The following is a 14,545-nucleotide window of genomic DNA, read 5'->3' as shown; positions in this document are numbered from 1 at the left end:
AAACAGTTTTTTCTTAATATTTTTACTGATATAAATGAGTAAGAACTGATTATTGAATGAAAAAAATGACTTACGGGCTGTTCTTTGGTGACAGCATTACTTACGGAGAATATGACGGCGTTTTTGGCGGTTGGGTAGATATTGTGAAAAGATATGCTTTACAAAGCTTTCATGAAGGAAATGGAGATGAATTGATTCTCTATAATCTTGGAATTGGTGGAGAAAGCACAGAAGATTTACTAAAAAGAATGCCTAATGAATTAAGTGCGAGAAACTCACCGGACGGAAATATTATTTTTATAAGCTACGGAGCGAATGATCTTGCAGAGAAAGAGGGGGTGAAAATTGTAAATGCTGAACAATTTAAAAAGAATATCACAGCAGCAGTTCAATATGCCAGACCGTTTTCCGACCATATCTATCTTGTCAGTATTCTTCCTTTTGCCCAAAAAGTAGATGGAGTAGTCGTAAGTTCAGGAAAGTTGAGAACAAATGATGAGGTTATTGTCTACAATCAGATACTCAAAGACATTGTGGCCGAAGAATCTTTGACTTATATTGATTTTTATAGCGCTTTTTTAGAAGATAAAGAGATCTTACTTTCCGCAGATGGAGTTCACCCCAACGAAAAAGGCTATGGAATGATGGCTGAGATCGCAATACCAATCATTGAAAAATATCTGTAATGCCCAAGTTATTTTCTTACGGAACCCTGCAAAAAGAGCAGGTACAGCTCGAAACCTTCGGAAGGCTGTTACAAGGTGAAAAAGATACATTGTCCGGATATATACTGAATATGCTGGAAATAACCGATCCGGAAGTTCTTCGCAAAAGCGGACAACAATATCATCCGGTACTTACCTTTTCAGGAAATAATGAAGATGAAGTAGAAGGAAAACTTTTTGAAGTTACAGAAGCAGAAATTCTTCAGGCAGACGAATATGAAGTAGACGATTACAAAAGAATTGAAACTACCTTTAAATCTGGTCATAAAGGATTTATTTATGTAGGGAAGTGGTGCTTCACCCTTTACAATGATGGTCTAAAATAATAAAAACTCCTGACAAGCAGTTGTCACAATCTGTTGATACCTTTGTCACACAAAAAATAAACAATGAACATCACAAAAGTAGAACCTTTTCAGGTTATCGGAATTGCAGTAAGAACTACGAATGAAAATAATCAGGCAGCAAAGGATATTCCGGTACTATGGGAAAAATTTATGAAAGAAAATATTTCGGCTGCTATCCCCAATAAAGTTGACGATACTGTATATTCTATTTATACGGAGTATGAAAAAGATCATACAAAACCTTATACTACAATTTTGGGGTGTAAAGTAGAAAGCCTTGATCACATTCCCAAAGGAATGACTGGTATATCCTTTGAGGGAGGAAATTACTTGAAATTTACGGCAAAAGGAAACCTTGCTGATGGTTTAGTAATTAACGAATGGATTAAAATCTGGAATATGGATTTGGATAGAGTGTTTACAGCAGATTTTGAAGTATATGGAGAAAAAGCCCAAAATCCTTCCGATGCTGAAGTTGACATCTTAATTGCTGTACAATAAAAATAGATTGACAAATAAAAAAGCCTGCCATCGAAATAAGACAGCAGGCTTTTTTATTATTTTTAAAGTAAAGAGTTACTTATAGAAAACTGTTTTGATATAATCTTTGATGCCATCTCCATTATAATCCTCACCGTCATTAACCAAGATAACAAGCTTACCGGCAGAAACTTCTATTACATCAGCTGTATTATTATTAATCGTTAATTTCATATGTACAGGATCATACTGATATGAAGCTGTTGTTTCTGTTTTTACACAGTTCGAGCTAACATTATTATAATCAGTCATATAATACTTCCCATCATTTCGGAATTCATAAGTTCCCTGTTTCTTACAATCATCAGGAGGGGTTTCTTTAATGACAGTTGTTTTATCAGTTCCTGAAATTTGAACTTGAGTCTGTATTTTCCATACTCCTACAACCATGCTGTCATTATTGCTGGGATTATCATAAATAGGCAGAGTTTCATCACCAGTATTACATGATGAAAGAGCAACAAAAGCTGTAATTCCTACTAAAAACTTCTTCATAAAATTAATTTTTGGCGAACTTAATGAAAATTATTAAATTATGTGAATTTTCGTTACGCTTTATAATAAAATTATGAAAAAATAAACCAGCTAGAGGTTTAGTAATCAGATGAAAATATACTTTTGATACACCAAAATGCCTACTACTACAGAGGAAATAGTCATCAGTATAACAGCACCGGCGGAAATATCTTTAATAAAGCCTATTCTTTTGTCAAAATTTGGTTGGATGATGTCGCATATTCTCTCTACTGCAGTATTGAAAATTTCAGCACTTAAAACAGCAAATGAAACCATTAAAACAAGAGCTGCATCTATCTTGTTGAGTTGTAAATAAAAAATTAAAAACAGATTAACAAAGAACGCCACAAGTTCAATCTGAAAATTCCTTTCTGTTTTTATCATCATAAAAATACCCCGAAAAGCATTCAGAAAACTTTTATGGAGAGATGGTTTTTGCATGATGATCAACTTTTAAAGCAAAGATAGGTTTTGTATTTTGATTATAATATTTTATCTCCTATATTTGGGTAACAGGATTAAAAAAGGAAGATGAGGAATTGGGTCGTTCATATTTTTCTCTGAAAACAGAAATTTTGTAGAAAGTATGAACTTAATATCCGCTCTGCGAACAGATTGATGATGTTTGTTAAAAACTCCTCCTTATTATTTTTTTCTTTGTTATATGTATTTATTATATTTGTAGAAACTTATTTTATAAATCTATGAAATTTATTATTTCAAGTGGTGAACTGCAGAAGGCTTTGCAAACTGTAAGTGGCGTAATATCAAGCTCTCAATCGAGACCGATTTTAGAAAACTATCTTTTTGAATTAGACGGAAATAATGTGACCATTACAGCATCTGACGGTGAGACGACTCTTGTAACTTCTTTGGAGGTGAAGTCTGATGACTCAGGTAAATTTGCTGTTCCTGCTAAAATTTTTCAGGATTTTATCAAGACTTATGGCGAACAGCCTCTGACATTTGTGGTAAAAGACAATGCAGAAGGTACTGGAAGCCAGCTTGAGATTTTAGATGAAAAAGACAATTTCGCAGTAGCATTAGACAATGCAGATGACTATCCTGAGTTGCCGGAATTTGACGCTTCTCAGAGTGTAACCATGCCGGCAGGAGTTTTGTCTGAAGCTTTAACCAATACATTATTCGCTACAAGTAACGATTCTCTTCGTCCGGTAATGACGGGAGTACTTTTCCAGTTTGGAGAAAATGAAACCAACTTCGTTTCTACAGACTCTCACAGATTGGTTGTTTATAAAAGAGCTGATCTGATGAATGCTGAACCAATGGAGTTTATCATGCCTAAGAAACCTTTGAATATCTTCAAGAATATCCTGGCAAGTTCCAATGAAGAAGTGAAAATCGACTTCAATGAGAATATGGCTAAATTCACTTTTGATAAACATATCTGGATCTGTAGACTGATCGATGGAAAATATCCAAACTATACTGCGGTAATCCCTAAGGAGAATCCTAACGTATTGACGATTAACAGGAATTTATTGCTTGGAGCAATCAAAAGAGCATCAATTATGTCTAACAAATCTACCAATCAGGTTAGATTTAAGCTTTCAGGAAATATTCTTCACCTTCATGCAGAAGATACTGAATATGCAAACAAGGCAGATATGCAGATTCCATGTGATTACAACGGAGAAGATATTAATATCGGTTTCAGCTCAAAATTCTTAACTGAAATGCTGACGATATTAGGATCAGACGATATTACCATGAAAATGTCTCAACCTAACAGACCGGGAATTATTGAACCTCTTGACGGTCTTGAAGAAAACGAAAACATCTTAATGCTTTCAATGCCGGTAATCGGATTGTAACATTCAATGATAAAAATAAATAAGAGCTGGATTTTTTCCGGCTTTTATTTTTTATGATGGTTTCAAAACATTTGTTTAAAAGAATCAATGAAGTTTTACATTTAATACAGTGGTAATACTGAATTTCGTGAAAACATTCGATTTATTTTTGTCTAAGATATACTCTATTTAGAGCATTATTATGGAAGTAAAAATACATTCTCATTGTACCTCAGATTTCCCTTCAGAATTTACTACTGAAAACTATAGTGTTATTTTGTGGGAAGGTACCGGTGTTTTTTCTGTAGATCAGATTAATTATTCTTACAAAAAGTATAATATTCTTTTCCTTTCCCCTTATCAGAAGGTAAAACTGGCTCCGGAATCTGACGAGAAAATTAATATTCTTTTCTTTCACGGAGATTATTACTGCATAGAATATCATAAAGAAGAAGTAGCTTGTAACGGGCTTCTTTTCAATAATATTTATCTGAATCCGAGTATTGAACTTTCAAAAGAACATTACGAATATATTCTGGAGCTATTCAATTATATCAGAAAAGAAGAGACGGAGAAACATCCTTTTTCCGAATCTATTATTAAAACATACATTCAGCTGATTCTTGCTATCGGAAGTAAACAGAAAAGCAGTATCGAAAACAGTTTGATTGCTAACGAAAAGCTACCTAATAAAAACGCAGCGGAATTTCAAAAGCTGTTGGAAACTCATTTTAAAAGTGAAAAAGAGCTATCATTCTACAGCGATAAACTGAATATTACCAATAATACTCTCAGCAAAGCTGTAAAAAAGGAATTTGCAAAAACACCAACGCAGCTCATCAATGAAAGAATTATTTTGGAAGCTAAAAAACTTCTGCATTTAACCTATCGTTCTATTAAAGAAATTGCATCAGAGCTGGGATTCTCCGATGAATTCTACTTTAGCAGGTATTTCAAAAAATCTGTAGGGTGTTCTCCCAAAAAGTACAGAGAAAAGGTAGGAATCTCAGTGGTGGCGAAAATGTCCATGTAATATCCTCAAATATCTATGTTGTAACATTCTGCATCGGAATACATTTGTTAAAAAATAAATCACATGCAGAACAATAACTTATACACTCTTTTAGTAAGATTAGACAAAAGTTTTTTAAACTTTTTAAGAATTTCAATTTTCATTGTAATGGCCTGGATTGGTGGATTAAAGGCTTTTCATTACGAAGCTGAAGGAATCGTTCCTTTTGTTGCTAATAGCCCTTTGATGAGTTTTTTCTATAAAAACGCAGATAACAAGGTCTTTAATGAAGATCAAAAAATCGTTTCAGAATATACTTTGTATAAAAATCCTGAAGGTAAGATGATTACCAAAAATAGTAACTGGCATCAGAGTAACGGAACATATTCATTTTCTTATGGGCTAGGAACTGTGATCGTTATTATAGGAACTTTGGTTCTGTTAGGAATTTGGTTTCCGAAACTGGGCGTTTTAGGTGGAGCACTGACATTTTTTATGTCTTTAACCACATTATCATTCCTGATCACAACTCCAGAAGTATATGTTCCTGCATTGGGAGGAGATTCACCAACCTCTGAATTCGGTTTTCCTTATTTGTCCGGAGCAGGACGCTTGGTGCTGAAAGATATCATGATGATGGCAGGAGGACTGATTTTGTTTTCTGATAGCTTAAAGAAAGTCATAAAACCCATTGCAGAGTAAATTCAGGAAATGCTTTATTCCATAGGTCTTTCCGGGAAAGTCCGGAACAGTGCCGGAGTGATTTATCGAATTCCTATGCTGTAAATTAATGAAAATTAATTATCTTAAAATTGCTTCTAAATTTCTCTATTTCTCAAAAAAACACGACATTTGTACCGCGAAAAAACACCAGAAATATCTGATGGGAATTCGAAGAAAAGTTTCAAAATAGTGCAGAAGAGACCCTTGGTTTCATCTGACCAATTAAAAAAGTAGATAGATAAACAAATGAAAATATCAAACAACTGGCTGAAGGACTTTGTAAAAACGGAATCAAAAACTGAAAGAATCGGTGAATTCCTTACAGACATAGGTCTTGAGGTTGAAGGGATAGATAAATTCGAAAGTGTAAAAGGCAGTCTGGAAGGTATTGTAGTAGGTAAAGTATTAACCTGTGAAAAACATCCGAATGCCGATAAACTGAAGAAGACAACCGTAGAGGTAGGAAGCGGAAAAGTGCTGAACATTGTTTGTGGGGCTCCTAATGTGGAAGCAGGACAAACGGTACCTGTTGCTGTTGTTGGAACAAAAATCTATGATAAAACCGGAAACTTTTTTGAAATTAAAGAAGCAAAAATACGTGGAGAGGTTTCTCAGGGAATGATCTGTGCAGAAGATGAACTTGGTCTTAGTGATGATCATGGGGGTATCATGGTGTTGGACGAAACCAAATATGAAGTAGGTAAAAACTTTGCAGACTATTTTGAATTAACTAATGACGAGGTTTTTGAAATCGGGTTAACACCAAATAGAACAGACGCAATGTCTCACTATGGAGTTGCCAGAGATTTACACGCTTATCTTTCTACCAACCAATTGAAGTCTCAGTTTAATAAAGTAGCTTCTGAAGCACTAAATAACGAAGGATCTCACGATTTCAAACTGGAAATTGAAGATGCAGAATTATGCCCAAGATACATTGGCGCTGTGATTGAAGAGGTAAAAGTAGCCGAATCTCCAAGCTGGTTAAAAGATAGATTAAAAGCAATCGGACTAAGCCCGATCAATAACGTAGTAGATATTACAAACTATATCCTTCATGGGTATGGACAACCGCTTCACGCATTTGATGCAGATAAAATTGCAGACAAAAAAGTGAAAGTAGGAACTGTGAAAGCCGGAACAAAATTTACCACTTTAGATGGGGTGGAAAGAACATTGAACGGTTCTGAAATCATGATCAAAGACGGTAAAGACACTCCAATGTGTATTGCCGGAGTATTTGGAGGTGAAAAATCGGGAGTATCTGAAACAACAAAAACGATATTCCTGGAAAGTGCTTATTTCAATCCGATCGCGGTGAGAAAAGGGGCAAAAGCCCATACTTTGAATACAGATGCTTCGTTCAGATTCGAGAGAGGAGTAGATCCTAATCTTACGAGAACAGCAATCACTCATGCCATCAAAATGATTCAGGAAATTGCAGAAGGGAAGCTGGTAGGAGAATTATTGGAAGAATATCCTAAGAAAATTGAAGATAACTATGTGATTTTAAGATTCTCAAAAATCGAACAGATTTTAGGAACAAAAATTCACAGAGAAAAAGTAAAAGAAATTTTAAAAGCATTGGAAATTCAGGTGTTAAATGAAATTCCAAATGGTTTTGAAATCTCTGTTCCTGCTTACAGAGCTGACGTGACAAGAGAAATTGATGTGATCGAAGAAATTTTAAGAATTTACGGTTACAACAAGATCGATGCACCACAAAAGATTTCCTTTACCCCGGTTAAGCTTAGTGCAAACGACCAGGACGAATTGGAAAACAGCTGGGCAAGAACCTTACAGAGCCTTGGTTTCAATGAAGTAATGAATAACTCCCTAACTTCAGTGAAAGATGAAACCGATGCTGTAAAACTATTAAACCCTTTAAGCGGTGACTTGGCATTCATGAGAAAATCTTTATTGGAAGGTCTTCTTCAGAATGCGGTATACAATATCAACAGAAAAAATCAGGACATCAAATTCTTTGAATTCGGAAAGATCTATCACAAAAAAGATAAATACGAAGAAAGAAAACAGCTTGCTGTTCTGGTAACAGGAAGAGATGTTGCCGAAAACTGGCTTCAGCCTAAATCTGCGGTAAGCTTCTATAACCTTAAAGCGTATGTTAAAGTGTTATTGGAAAAACTGGCTGTAGACTATAAAGAAGTCGCTTTATCTGACGAAAGATTCTCAGATGCTTTAGTATATGAAGCAGAAGGAAAAGCTTTGGTAAGAATAGGAAAAGTAGCTCCTGCATTATTGAAAGAATTTGATATCGACCAGGAGTGTTTCTATGCTGAAGTTGAATTGGAATATGCTCAGGAATTGCGTTCTAAAAATGAATTGAAATTCAAAGACATTCCGAAATTCAACAAAATCAGAAGAGATTTAGCATTACTGATTGATAAGAATATCAACTATCAGGAATTGTATCAGACGGCGAAGAAAAACAAATCTCCATTCATCAAAAATATCAACCTGTTTGATGTGTATGAAGGGAAGAATCTTCCGGAAGGGAAGAAGTCCTACGCCATGAGCTTCGAGCTGTTAAACGAAGAAAAAACATTGGAAGAAAAGGAAATCAGCGAAGTAATGGATTCCCTTATCAAATCTTTCCAGAAAGAATTCAATGCTGAATTGAGATCTTAATTGTAAACTATTATATCATTATAGAAACGGACTCTTTTGGGTCCGTTTTTTTTATAAATGTATTCCTTTATCATTCACAATGAAAAACTTGCGCAGTATTGAAGCATTTACCTATGCAATACAAAACGATAATACCCTGAAGAAAGGATAATAAAATTGATCCCAACCCGTTTAAATAATATAATTTCCGTAAATTTGGATTAATTCAAAAAGTAAAAAATGAAAAATCTTTTTTTAAGTATATGTACAGCAGCAGTATTGGTTTCTTGTGGAAGCATGAGTAGCCCGTCTGCATCTAAAGTAGGAAAGGCTCAGCCCGCTCTTGCGAATACAAAATGGACGTTGGCAGATAATGTAAAAGGAAAAATTCCAACATTGAATATTGAAGGAGAAAAGATCACGGGTAATGCAGGTTGCAACAATTACTTTGGAACAGCTACCATAGATCCTTCTACAGGTGGTTTTACAGCGGGTCAGATGGGTTCTACCAAAATGATGTGTAATAATATCGGGGTAGAGCAGAACTTTATGGATATGATGGGGAAAGCAAACAAATATGTGATCTCTGGAAATACTCTTGAACTGTATAAGGACAATTTATTACTATTGAAATTCACTAAATCAGAATAAAAAAACAAAAGGAACTCAATTTGAGTTCCTTTTTTATGTTTAGAGTGTTATTAATCTTCCTCTTCTTCGTCGTACTTAGCCAACTCTTCATCGCACCATTTGAATGCTGCTTCTACTACTCTTGTAGCTTCGTCTGCCATTGTTTCTTCATCATCACCTTCAAGATCATCTAACCACTCAACTTCTTCTTCTTCAACGTTTAGGATAAATCTTGGATATTCTGTATGAACTACGAATAGATCTTCTGGAAATTCCGAATTATCTGCTAATAAAAACTTTGGTAATTTCATTTTTTTAATGTTTTAACTTTCTCAAAGATAAATAAAATTATTGACTTAAGATTATTTCAAAAACATTTTTGAAACTTTTTCAGCTTTTTTACTTTCAGAATAATCGTAGAATCCTTCTCCGGATTTAACTCCCAGTTTTCCAGCAGTTACCATGTTTACAAGCAATGGATTTGGAGCATATTTAGGGTTCTTGAAACCGTCATACATTACATTAAGGATAGCAAGACACACATCAAGACCAATAAAATCTGCCAGTTGAAGTGGTCCCATTGGGTGAGCCATTCCTAATTTCATAACCGTATCAATCTCTTCTACTCCCGCAACTCCGTTATAAAGAGTCTCAATAGATTCATTGATCATTGGCATTAGAATTCTGTTTGCTACAAAACCTGGGTAGTCATTTACCTCTACAGGAACTTTACCTAAAGTCTTACTCATTTCATAGATCGCATCGAAAGTTTCTTTAGAAGTTGAATATCCTTTGATGATCTCCACAAGTTTCATGATAGGAACTGGGTTCATAAAGTGCATTCCGATTACTTTATCTGCTCTTTTTGTAGCAGCAGCAATTTTAGTAATAGAAATAGATGATGTATTGGTTGCAAGGATGCAGTTTGCTGGGGCAAGTTCGTCCATTTGTCCGAAAATCTTTAACTTAAGATCAAGATTTTCAGTAGCCGCTTCTACAATAAGATCAGCCGCTCCTACCGCGTCATTTAGAGCTGTAAAAGTGGTAATATTTCCTAAAGTCTCTGCTTTTTGCTCTTCTGTAAGGTTCCCCTTTGCAATGATTCTGTCAAGATTGGTAGTAATGGTTTTTATCCCTTTATCTAAAGCGTCCTGAGATACATCTACAAGATTTACTTTAAAACCGCTTTGGGCAAAAGTATGCGCAATACCGTTTCCCATAGTTCCCGCTCCGATAACTACAATGTTTTTGATCATTTTTCTTTTATTTTTTATAGATAGTTAAATTTTTAGTATTTACAAGATCCGATTGATGAACAACATTCGCTGAATCAAAATTGACCGTTCCTCTACTTTCCTCTTTTCTTTCGTTATTCTGGTTGGAAACAGTAGCCATAAGACCTCTTATAAGACGGCTTTTCTGGTTTTTGGTAAGATAATCTGTGCCAACATACAATCTGAATTCACCTTCTCTGCCCAAACCTTTGTGCTTTAGAATTTCCAGGCTCCTGATATGGTTTTTCTTTTTAAATTCTTTCAGGTAACCGATGACAGGTTTTTCAGATGGAGGACCACAACATACGCTTGCATAGCCAATCTCCAAGTAGTTTTGATTCTTCTGTGAATAGAAAAATGTAAAACAGAATACAGCCGCAGCTGCTATTATCTTTTTCATAAATGATTGCTCAATTCTCTGCGCTAAAATTAAGCTTAATATTTTACTTATTAAAATTATCCCGGACTACTTTGGAAATAGTAAAGATTCTCTTTCAATTTTTAGTTCCTGATATTTTTTAAATATTTAATAATAAAGTAATTGCGTGGTGTTTTCTGCTTTGAGTAAAATGGTAAATAATAGGATGAGTCATCTCATAAAAGTACAATTTTCTCACGAAGTCATGATGAAACCTAGCCAACTAATTCTTCGTTTGATTCGGAAAATCCTGTGTGGCATAACGAATTTTAATCTTCGGCAGCATCATGACAGGTGGGATTTTACCTGCAGTAACTAATACTTGGTCTATTGGCCGTGTTTCAGAAGGAGAATCTGCAACAAAAGCTTGAACGAGTCGGATTCTGGATAGTGGGAGAAGGGTTTTGGGGATAGGAGTGGCGAAGCGATGCATTGTCAGCATCCAGTCAGGGCGTCCATTGATCAGTTTTGTTGGAGGATGAACGATTTGTAAATCCACTGCATCAGCCAAAAGTCCGGTGGTAAATGGTTTTCCCTGGTTGAATAATACAACCGATCCATGTAACGCTTTGGCTGACGCTATTTTATAAAGGTCAACATCCGGACGGTTCATAGGAATGGCGGAAAGTCCTGCTTGGTCTATGGTTAAAGGATTAATGCCAGTTTTTTCTTTAAGAACGGCGGCCATTTTTAGATAAGGCTTCTCTTCGGTATAAATTGGCTTTTCTGCGGCATGACGCTCACCAACATACACCAGAATTTTGCTTTCGGGAAAGGCTTTTACACCACGACGTATAAGGTTGTCGGCTTGTGCTTCTTCACGCTCTTTATCAGTATATCCGCGACCTGCAGTTTCGTAGGAAATGGGCTGGTATCCTATTGTTAAAGCTTGCCTCATAAAATCGGCAAAAACAGGATCATCCAGATAATAGCCACTATAAGCATCACCAGCAGCTCTTACAACGCGCTCTTTGGAGAGTTGTTTCATTTTGGAACGTTCTTCGTGGTCATCTGTGTAAGGTCTCAGTGCTTCTACCGCCAGAATTGTATAACCGAGAGGTTTTAATGCCTGTGCTACCTCAAGAGCAAATGCACGGCCACGCGGATCTAAATGATTTTCGTTAAGAATAACAATACGTGTTTTGCGGGCACGCTTCACAATTTCTGCAATGGCAGGAATTCCTGTGGCTTCTTTTAAATCTGCAATTTGTTCTTTAGGTACATGGAAATCTGCTCCTTTTGCTTTGTTAAATGTTGGAATTCCTGTCATAGTTGACATAACCTGTGCCCATTGGTCAACAATATCGGGATCGTCAATTTGGTCAATACTTTCAACCCCTAACCGGTTTAGTAAACCAAATGAAGCATCCATATACTTTCCGTGTGACACATCGTTAATGGATTTTTTGTAAACAGCAATAAGGGTATCATTCTTTATTTTTTTTACAGGTAAAATACGTTCAGTAACTTGTGCAGATACGATTGTAGCAGATAAAAATGTAAAAAGAAAAGTTAATACATTGAAAGTGATGAATTTTTTGCTTTTCATTTAAATCGATGTTGCTGTATGTAATATACAATAATAGTTAAAATAAAATCATGAAAAATAATAATATCATTTATAAAGGTAAAACTTCACGTACGGGATTGAAAAAAAGTAAAAACGGACAAGACAAGAAAATTAAAAATGAATTTATCGTACGATAAGTAAGACGAAAAGAAATCCCTTTTAGCATCTAAAAGGGATTTTCAATGTAAGGAAATGGTTTCTATTTTACTTCAAAATAATTCAGATTGACACCGTCATTCTCAAACACGATTCTGATCTTGTTTTCTCCTTTTTGAAGGCTGATATTTTTTGCTGAAACCGTTTTCCAGTTATCATTTCCACCAGTAGATGCTAGTGATACTGTAGCTAAAACTTTTCCTGAAGCCGTTTCAATTCTTATTTTTGAGTTTTTATCAGCTGCATATCTGATATCAATGCCATAATTTTTGTCAGTCTTGGAATTGATGGTATATTGAAGCCATTCTCCGGATTCTGTTTTTCCCACATAATATTGGTTGGTGATTTGATCGTTACATTTATAAATATCTACACCGTCATTTCTCATCTGCTGGCCAGAGTTCCATTCCGATCTTTTTGCTGGATCACTTACCCAAAGATTGATGAAATCTTTATCCTGATAAGCTGCGCCAATTCTTCCCAGATCGTATTCCGAAGCAAATATTCTTCCTGGAACTTGGTGGTTTTTAAATGGTTTTGTTGAAGCATCTGTCACCTGTCTGAACATCGCATCAATCACATCTTTCTTGACCTCCGTGTTGCTCAGTTTATAATTGTCGGCAATCTGCATCAAAGCTTTTTTAGCATATTCTTTAGAAGGTTTTTCTCCTCCGTTTTTCCAATAATCCAAAAGCTTTTCATATTCCGGAGTTATTTTCACATTGGCAATTCCGGCGATGTTGTCTATTTTTTTCATAGGCCAGAATGCATAGCCAATATTGTGCTTATCCAAAAGCTGAATGAGTTCGGTAAACCATACATTGGAATTCTCTCCCGTTTCTCCAAGCCATATCGGAACGTTATGCTTTTCTCTCAGATCCAGTGCAAATTTTAAGGTCTGGTCATCATTATAGTTCCAGTATTTATGAAAACTGAAGGCTATATTTTTATCCCAAAGAGCAGGAAGTCCGTTGTAGTTATTTCCCCATCCGTTTCCTTCGATGAAAATAATATGTTTTTTATCTACCTCTCGAATGGCTGCTGTAATATCTTTCTGAAGTTTCCAAAGGGGAGCATTAGACATTTCATCCGTTCCATTTGGATTTTTACCAGTGAAGTTAATATTCGGTTCGTTGATGAGATCATAACCTCCAATCCAAGGATTATCCTTATATCTTTCAGCAAGTTTTTTCCATAAAGCAACCGTTTTTCTCTGATTTTCTTCATTTTCCCATAAAGAAGGCTTGGATTTGTCATTATCAGAAATATTCGCATCATTTCCTTGTCCTCCAGGAGCTGCATGAAGATCCAGGATCAAGTAAATTTTATTATCCGTACACCATTGAAGCAGGTCATCAGTCATTTTAAAACCATCTTGCAGCCAGGTATCTTTTCCTTTTACAGGCTCTTTTTCAATAGGAAGGGTATACAGGTTGTAATGCATGGGAAGCCTGATGGAGTTGAAACCAGCTTTTGCCAAAAAATCAATATCCTGTTTTGTAATTCCGTTTTTCAGATAAGCCTTGTAGAAATCATTCATTCCGTCCTGGCCAACCAGTTCAGCTATTTTTTCCTTTATTTTATACTGTGGTCCTGCGAAATCTGCAGTTTTCAGCATATAGCCTTCCTGAAGCATCCAGCCGCCAAGGCCCAAACCTCTTAACTGAATATTCTCTCCTTTATCATTAACAATCTTTTGCCCAGAGGTCTTTAATAATTGTGATGTCCCAAATTGAGACAATAAAAGTGCGGATAATAGAATAGCTCTTTTCATAGTAGTTTCATTGGTTTAAAATAATAGGGAAATATTAGAATTGATCATGAATAGCGACACTCCAAGATGAACCTATTGCAAGCTCATTGAGGGTGTCAGGCATCCATATATGTAAAACAAAATCTTTCAATATTGTATTGAATTGTTCTTCAAATATATTGTTTTTTTATTTGGAAAAGGATTTTATTTTAATAAATTGCTAATTTTTAACGGAAAATTTTTATTTCATCACATGGTTTAAAGACTACAGAGTAGAAATTAGTAGAATGAGTTATATCGCTTCATTAAATTGATGCAACCTTTGCTTGTCGAATATGATAAAGAATTAAAAATGAGATGCTTGTGATTAATAAGGTCAGAAATTAAAAATGCTACCTCATAACCCATTATTCTGATTATAAGATAGCATAATTCTTTG

15 protein-coding genes are annotated in these 14,545 nt (G+C 35.3%); 8 read left to right on the top strand and 7 right to left on the bottom strand.

The window, feature by feature from the left end; all coding sequences use genetic code 11:
• The first annotated feature begins 56 nt into the window (after nucleotides 1–56).
• The 3 genes from ACL9RH_RS09205 to ACL9RH_RS09195 all read left to right on the top strand — a co-directional run bounded on the left by ACL9RH_RS09205 (nucleotide 57) and on the right by ACL9RH_RS09195 (nucleotide 1,573).
• Nucleotides 57–686, top strand: coding sequence for an SGNH/GDSL hydrolase family protein (locus tag ACL9RH_RS09205; protein WP_422693067.1), 630 nt, complete (start codon nucleotides 57–59; stop codon nucleotides 684–686).
• A complete protein-coding gene (locus ACL9RH_RS09200; RefSeq protein ID WP_422693066.1) occupies nucleotides 686–1,051 on the top strand; it encodes a gamma-glutamylcyclotransferase family protein in 366 nt (121 codons plus the stop codon). Before ACL9RH_RS09205 ends, ACL9RH_RS09200 begins: the two co-directional genes overlap by 1 nt.
• Nucleotides 1,052–1,114: 63 nt before the next feature.
• A complete protein-coding gene (locus ACL9RH_RS09195; RefSeq protein WP_422693065.1) occupies nucleotides 1,115–1,573 on the top strand; it encodes a GyrI-like domain-containing protein in 459 nt (152 codons plus the stop codon).
• A gap of 75 nt (nucleotides 1,574–1,648) precedes the next feature.
• Here the strand turns inward: ACL9RH_RS09195 and ACL9RH_RS09190 are convergent, their stop codons facing one another.
• Nucleotides 1,649–2,107, bottom strand: a complete 459-nt coding sequence (locus ACL9RH_RS09190; RefSeq protein ID WP_422693064.1) for a lipocalin family protein — start codon at nucleotides 2,105–2,107, stop codon at nucleotides 1,649–1,651.
• A gap of 105 nt (nucleotides 2,108–2,212) precedes the next feature.
• Entirely contained in the window at nucleotides 2,213–2,569 is a 357-nt protein-coding gene (locus tag ACL9RH_RS09185; RefSeq protein WP_422693063.1) for a diacylglycerol kinase family protein, read from the bottom strand.
• A gap of 263 nt (nucleotides 2,570–2,832) precedes the next feature.
• On the opposite strand from ACL9RH_RS09185, the gene dnaN reads away from it, so the two are divergent.
• The 5 genes from dnaN to ACL9RH_RS09160 all read left to right on the top strand — a co-directional run bounded on the left by dnaN (nucleotide 2,833) and on the right by ACL9RH_RS09160 (nucleotide 8,956).
• Nucleotides 2,833–3,963 carry a DNA polymerase III subunit beta gene (gene dnaN, locus ACL9RH_RS09180; protein WP_422693062.1) on the top strand — a complete coding sequence of 377 codons (1,131 nt, stop codon included), beginning with the start codon at nucleotides 2,833–2,835 and terminating at the stop codon, nucleotides 3,961–3,963.
• A gap of 181 nt (nucleotides 3,964–4,144) precedes the next feature.
• Nucleotides 4,145–4,975, top strand: coding sequence for a helix-turn-helix domain-containing protein (locus tag ACL9RH_RS09175; RefSeq protein ID WP_422693061.1), 831 nt, complete (start codon nucleotides 4,145–4,147; stop codon nucleotides 4,973–4,975).
• Between the two features lie 63 nt (nucleotides 4,976–5,038).
• Nucleotides 5,039–5,656, top strand: a complete 618-nt coding sequence (locus tag ACL9RH_RS09170; protein WP_422693060.1) for a DUF417 family protein — start codon at nucleotides 5,039–5,041, stop codon at nucleotides 5,654–5,656.
• Between the two features lie 267 nt (nucleotides 5,657–5,923).
• Nucleotides 5,924–8,326 (top strand): phenylalanine--tRNA ligase subunit beta, encoded by a 2,403-nt coding sequence (gene pheT / locus ACL9RH_RS09165; RefSeq protein WP_422693059.1) that lies wholly within the window; start codon nucleotides 5,924–5,926, stop codon nucleotides 8,324–8,326.
• Nucleotides 8,327–8,545: 219 nt separating this feature from the next.
• Complete coding sequence (locus ACL9RH_RS09160) at nucleotides 8,546–8,956, top strand: META domain-containing protein (RefSeq protein ID WP_422693058.1); 411 nt, start codon at nucleotides 8,546–8,548, stop codon at nucleotides 8,954–8,956.
• A 50-nt stretch (nucleotides 8,957–9,006) separates the two neighbouring features.
• Here the strand turns inward: ACL9RH_RS09160 and ACL9RH_RS09155 are convergent, their stop codons facing one another.
• From ACL9RH_RS09155 to ACL9RH_RS09135, 5 genes are all read right to left on the bottom strand, one after another.
• Nucleotides 9,007–9,246 carry a hypothetical protein gene (locus ACL9RH_RS09155; RefSeq protein WP_422693057.1) on the bottom strand — a complete coding sequence of 80 codons (240 nt, stop codon included), beginning with the start codon at nucleotides 9,244–9,246 and terminating at the stop codon, nucleotides 9,007–9,009.
• Nucleotides 9,247–9,297: 51 nt separating this feature from the next.
• The gene (locus tag ACL9RH_RS09150; RefSeq protein WP_422693695.1) at nucleotides 9,298–10,188 is read right to left on the bottom strand and encodes a 3-hydroxybutyryl-CoA dehydrogenase; all 891 of its coding nucleotides are present in this window, start codon (nucleotides 10,186–10,188) and stop codon (nucleotides 9,298–9,300) included.
• Between the two features lie 10 nt (nucleotides 10,189–10,198).
• A complete protein-coding gene (locus ACL9RH_RS09145) occupies nucleotides 10,199–10,609 on the bottom strand; it encodes a hypothetical protein (RefSeq protein ID WP_422693056.1) in 411 nt (136 codons plus the stop codon).
• A 241-nt stretch (nucleotides 10,610–10,850) separates the two neighbouring features.
• A complete protein-coding gene (locus ACL9RH_RS09140) occupies nucleotides 10,851–12,176 on the bottom strand; it encodes a hypothetical protein (RefSeq protein WP_422693055.1) in 1,326 nt (441 codons plus the stop codon).
• A gap of 220 nt (nucleotides 12,177–12,396) precedes the next feature.
• Complete coding sequence (locus ACL9RH_RS09135; protein ID WP_422693054.1) at nucleotides 12,397–14,127, bottom strand: cellulase family glycosylhydrolase; 1,731 nt, start codon at nucleotides 14,125–14,127, stop codon at nucleotides 12,397–12,399.
• Nucleotides 14,128–14,545: the final 418 nt, after the last annotated feature.

Source organism: Chryseobacterium sp. Mn2064 (assembly GCF_049319685.1).
Lineage (GTDB): Bacteria > Bacteroidota > Bacteroidia > Flavobacteriales > Weeksellaceae > Chryseobacterium.
Note: the sequence above shows the minus strand (reverse complement) of the source record. Positions and strands in the feature narration are given on the sequence as shown.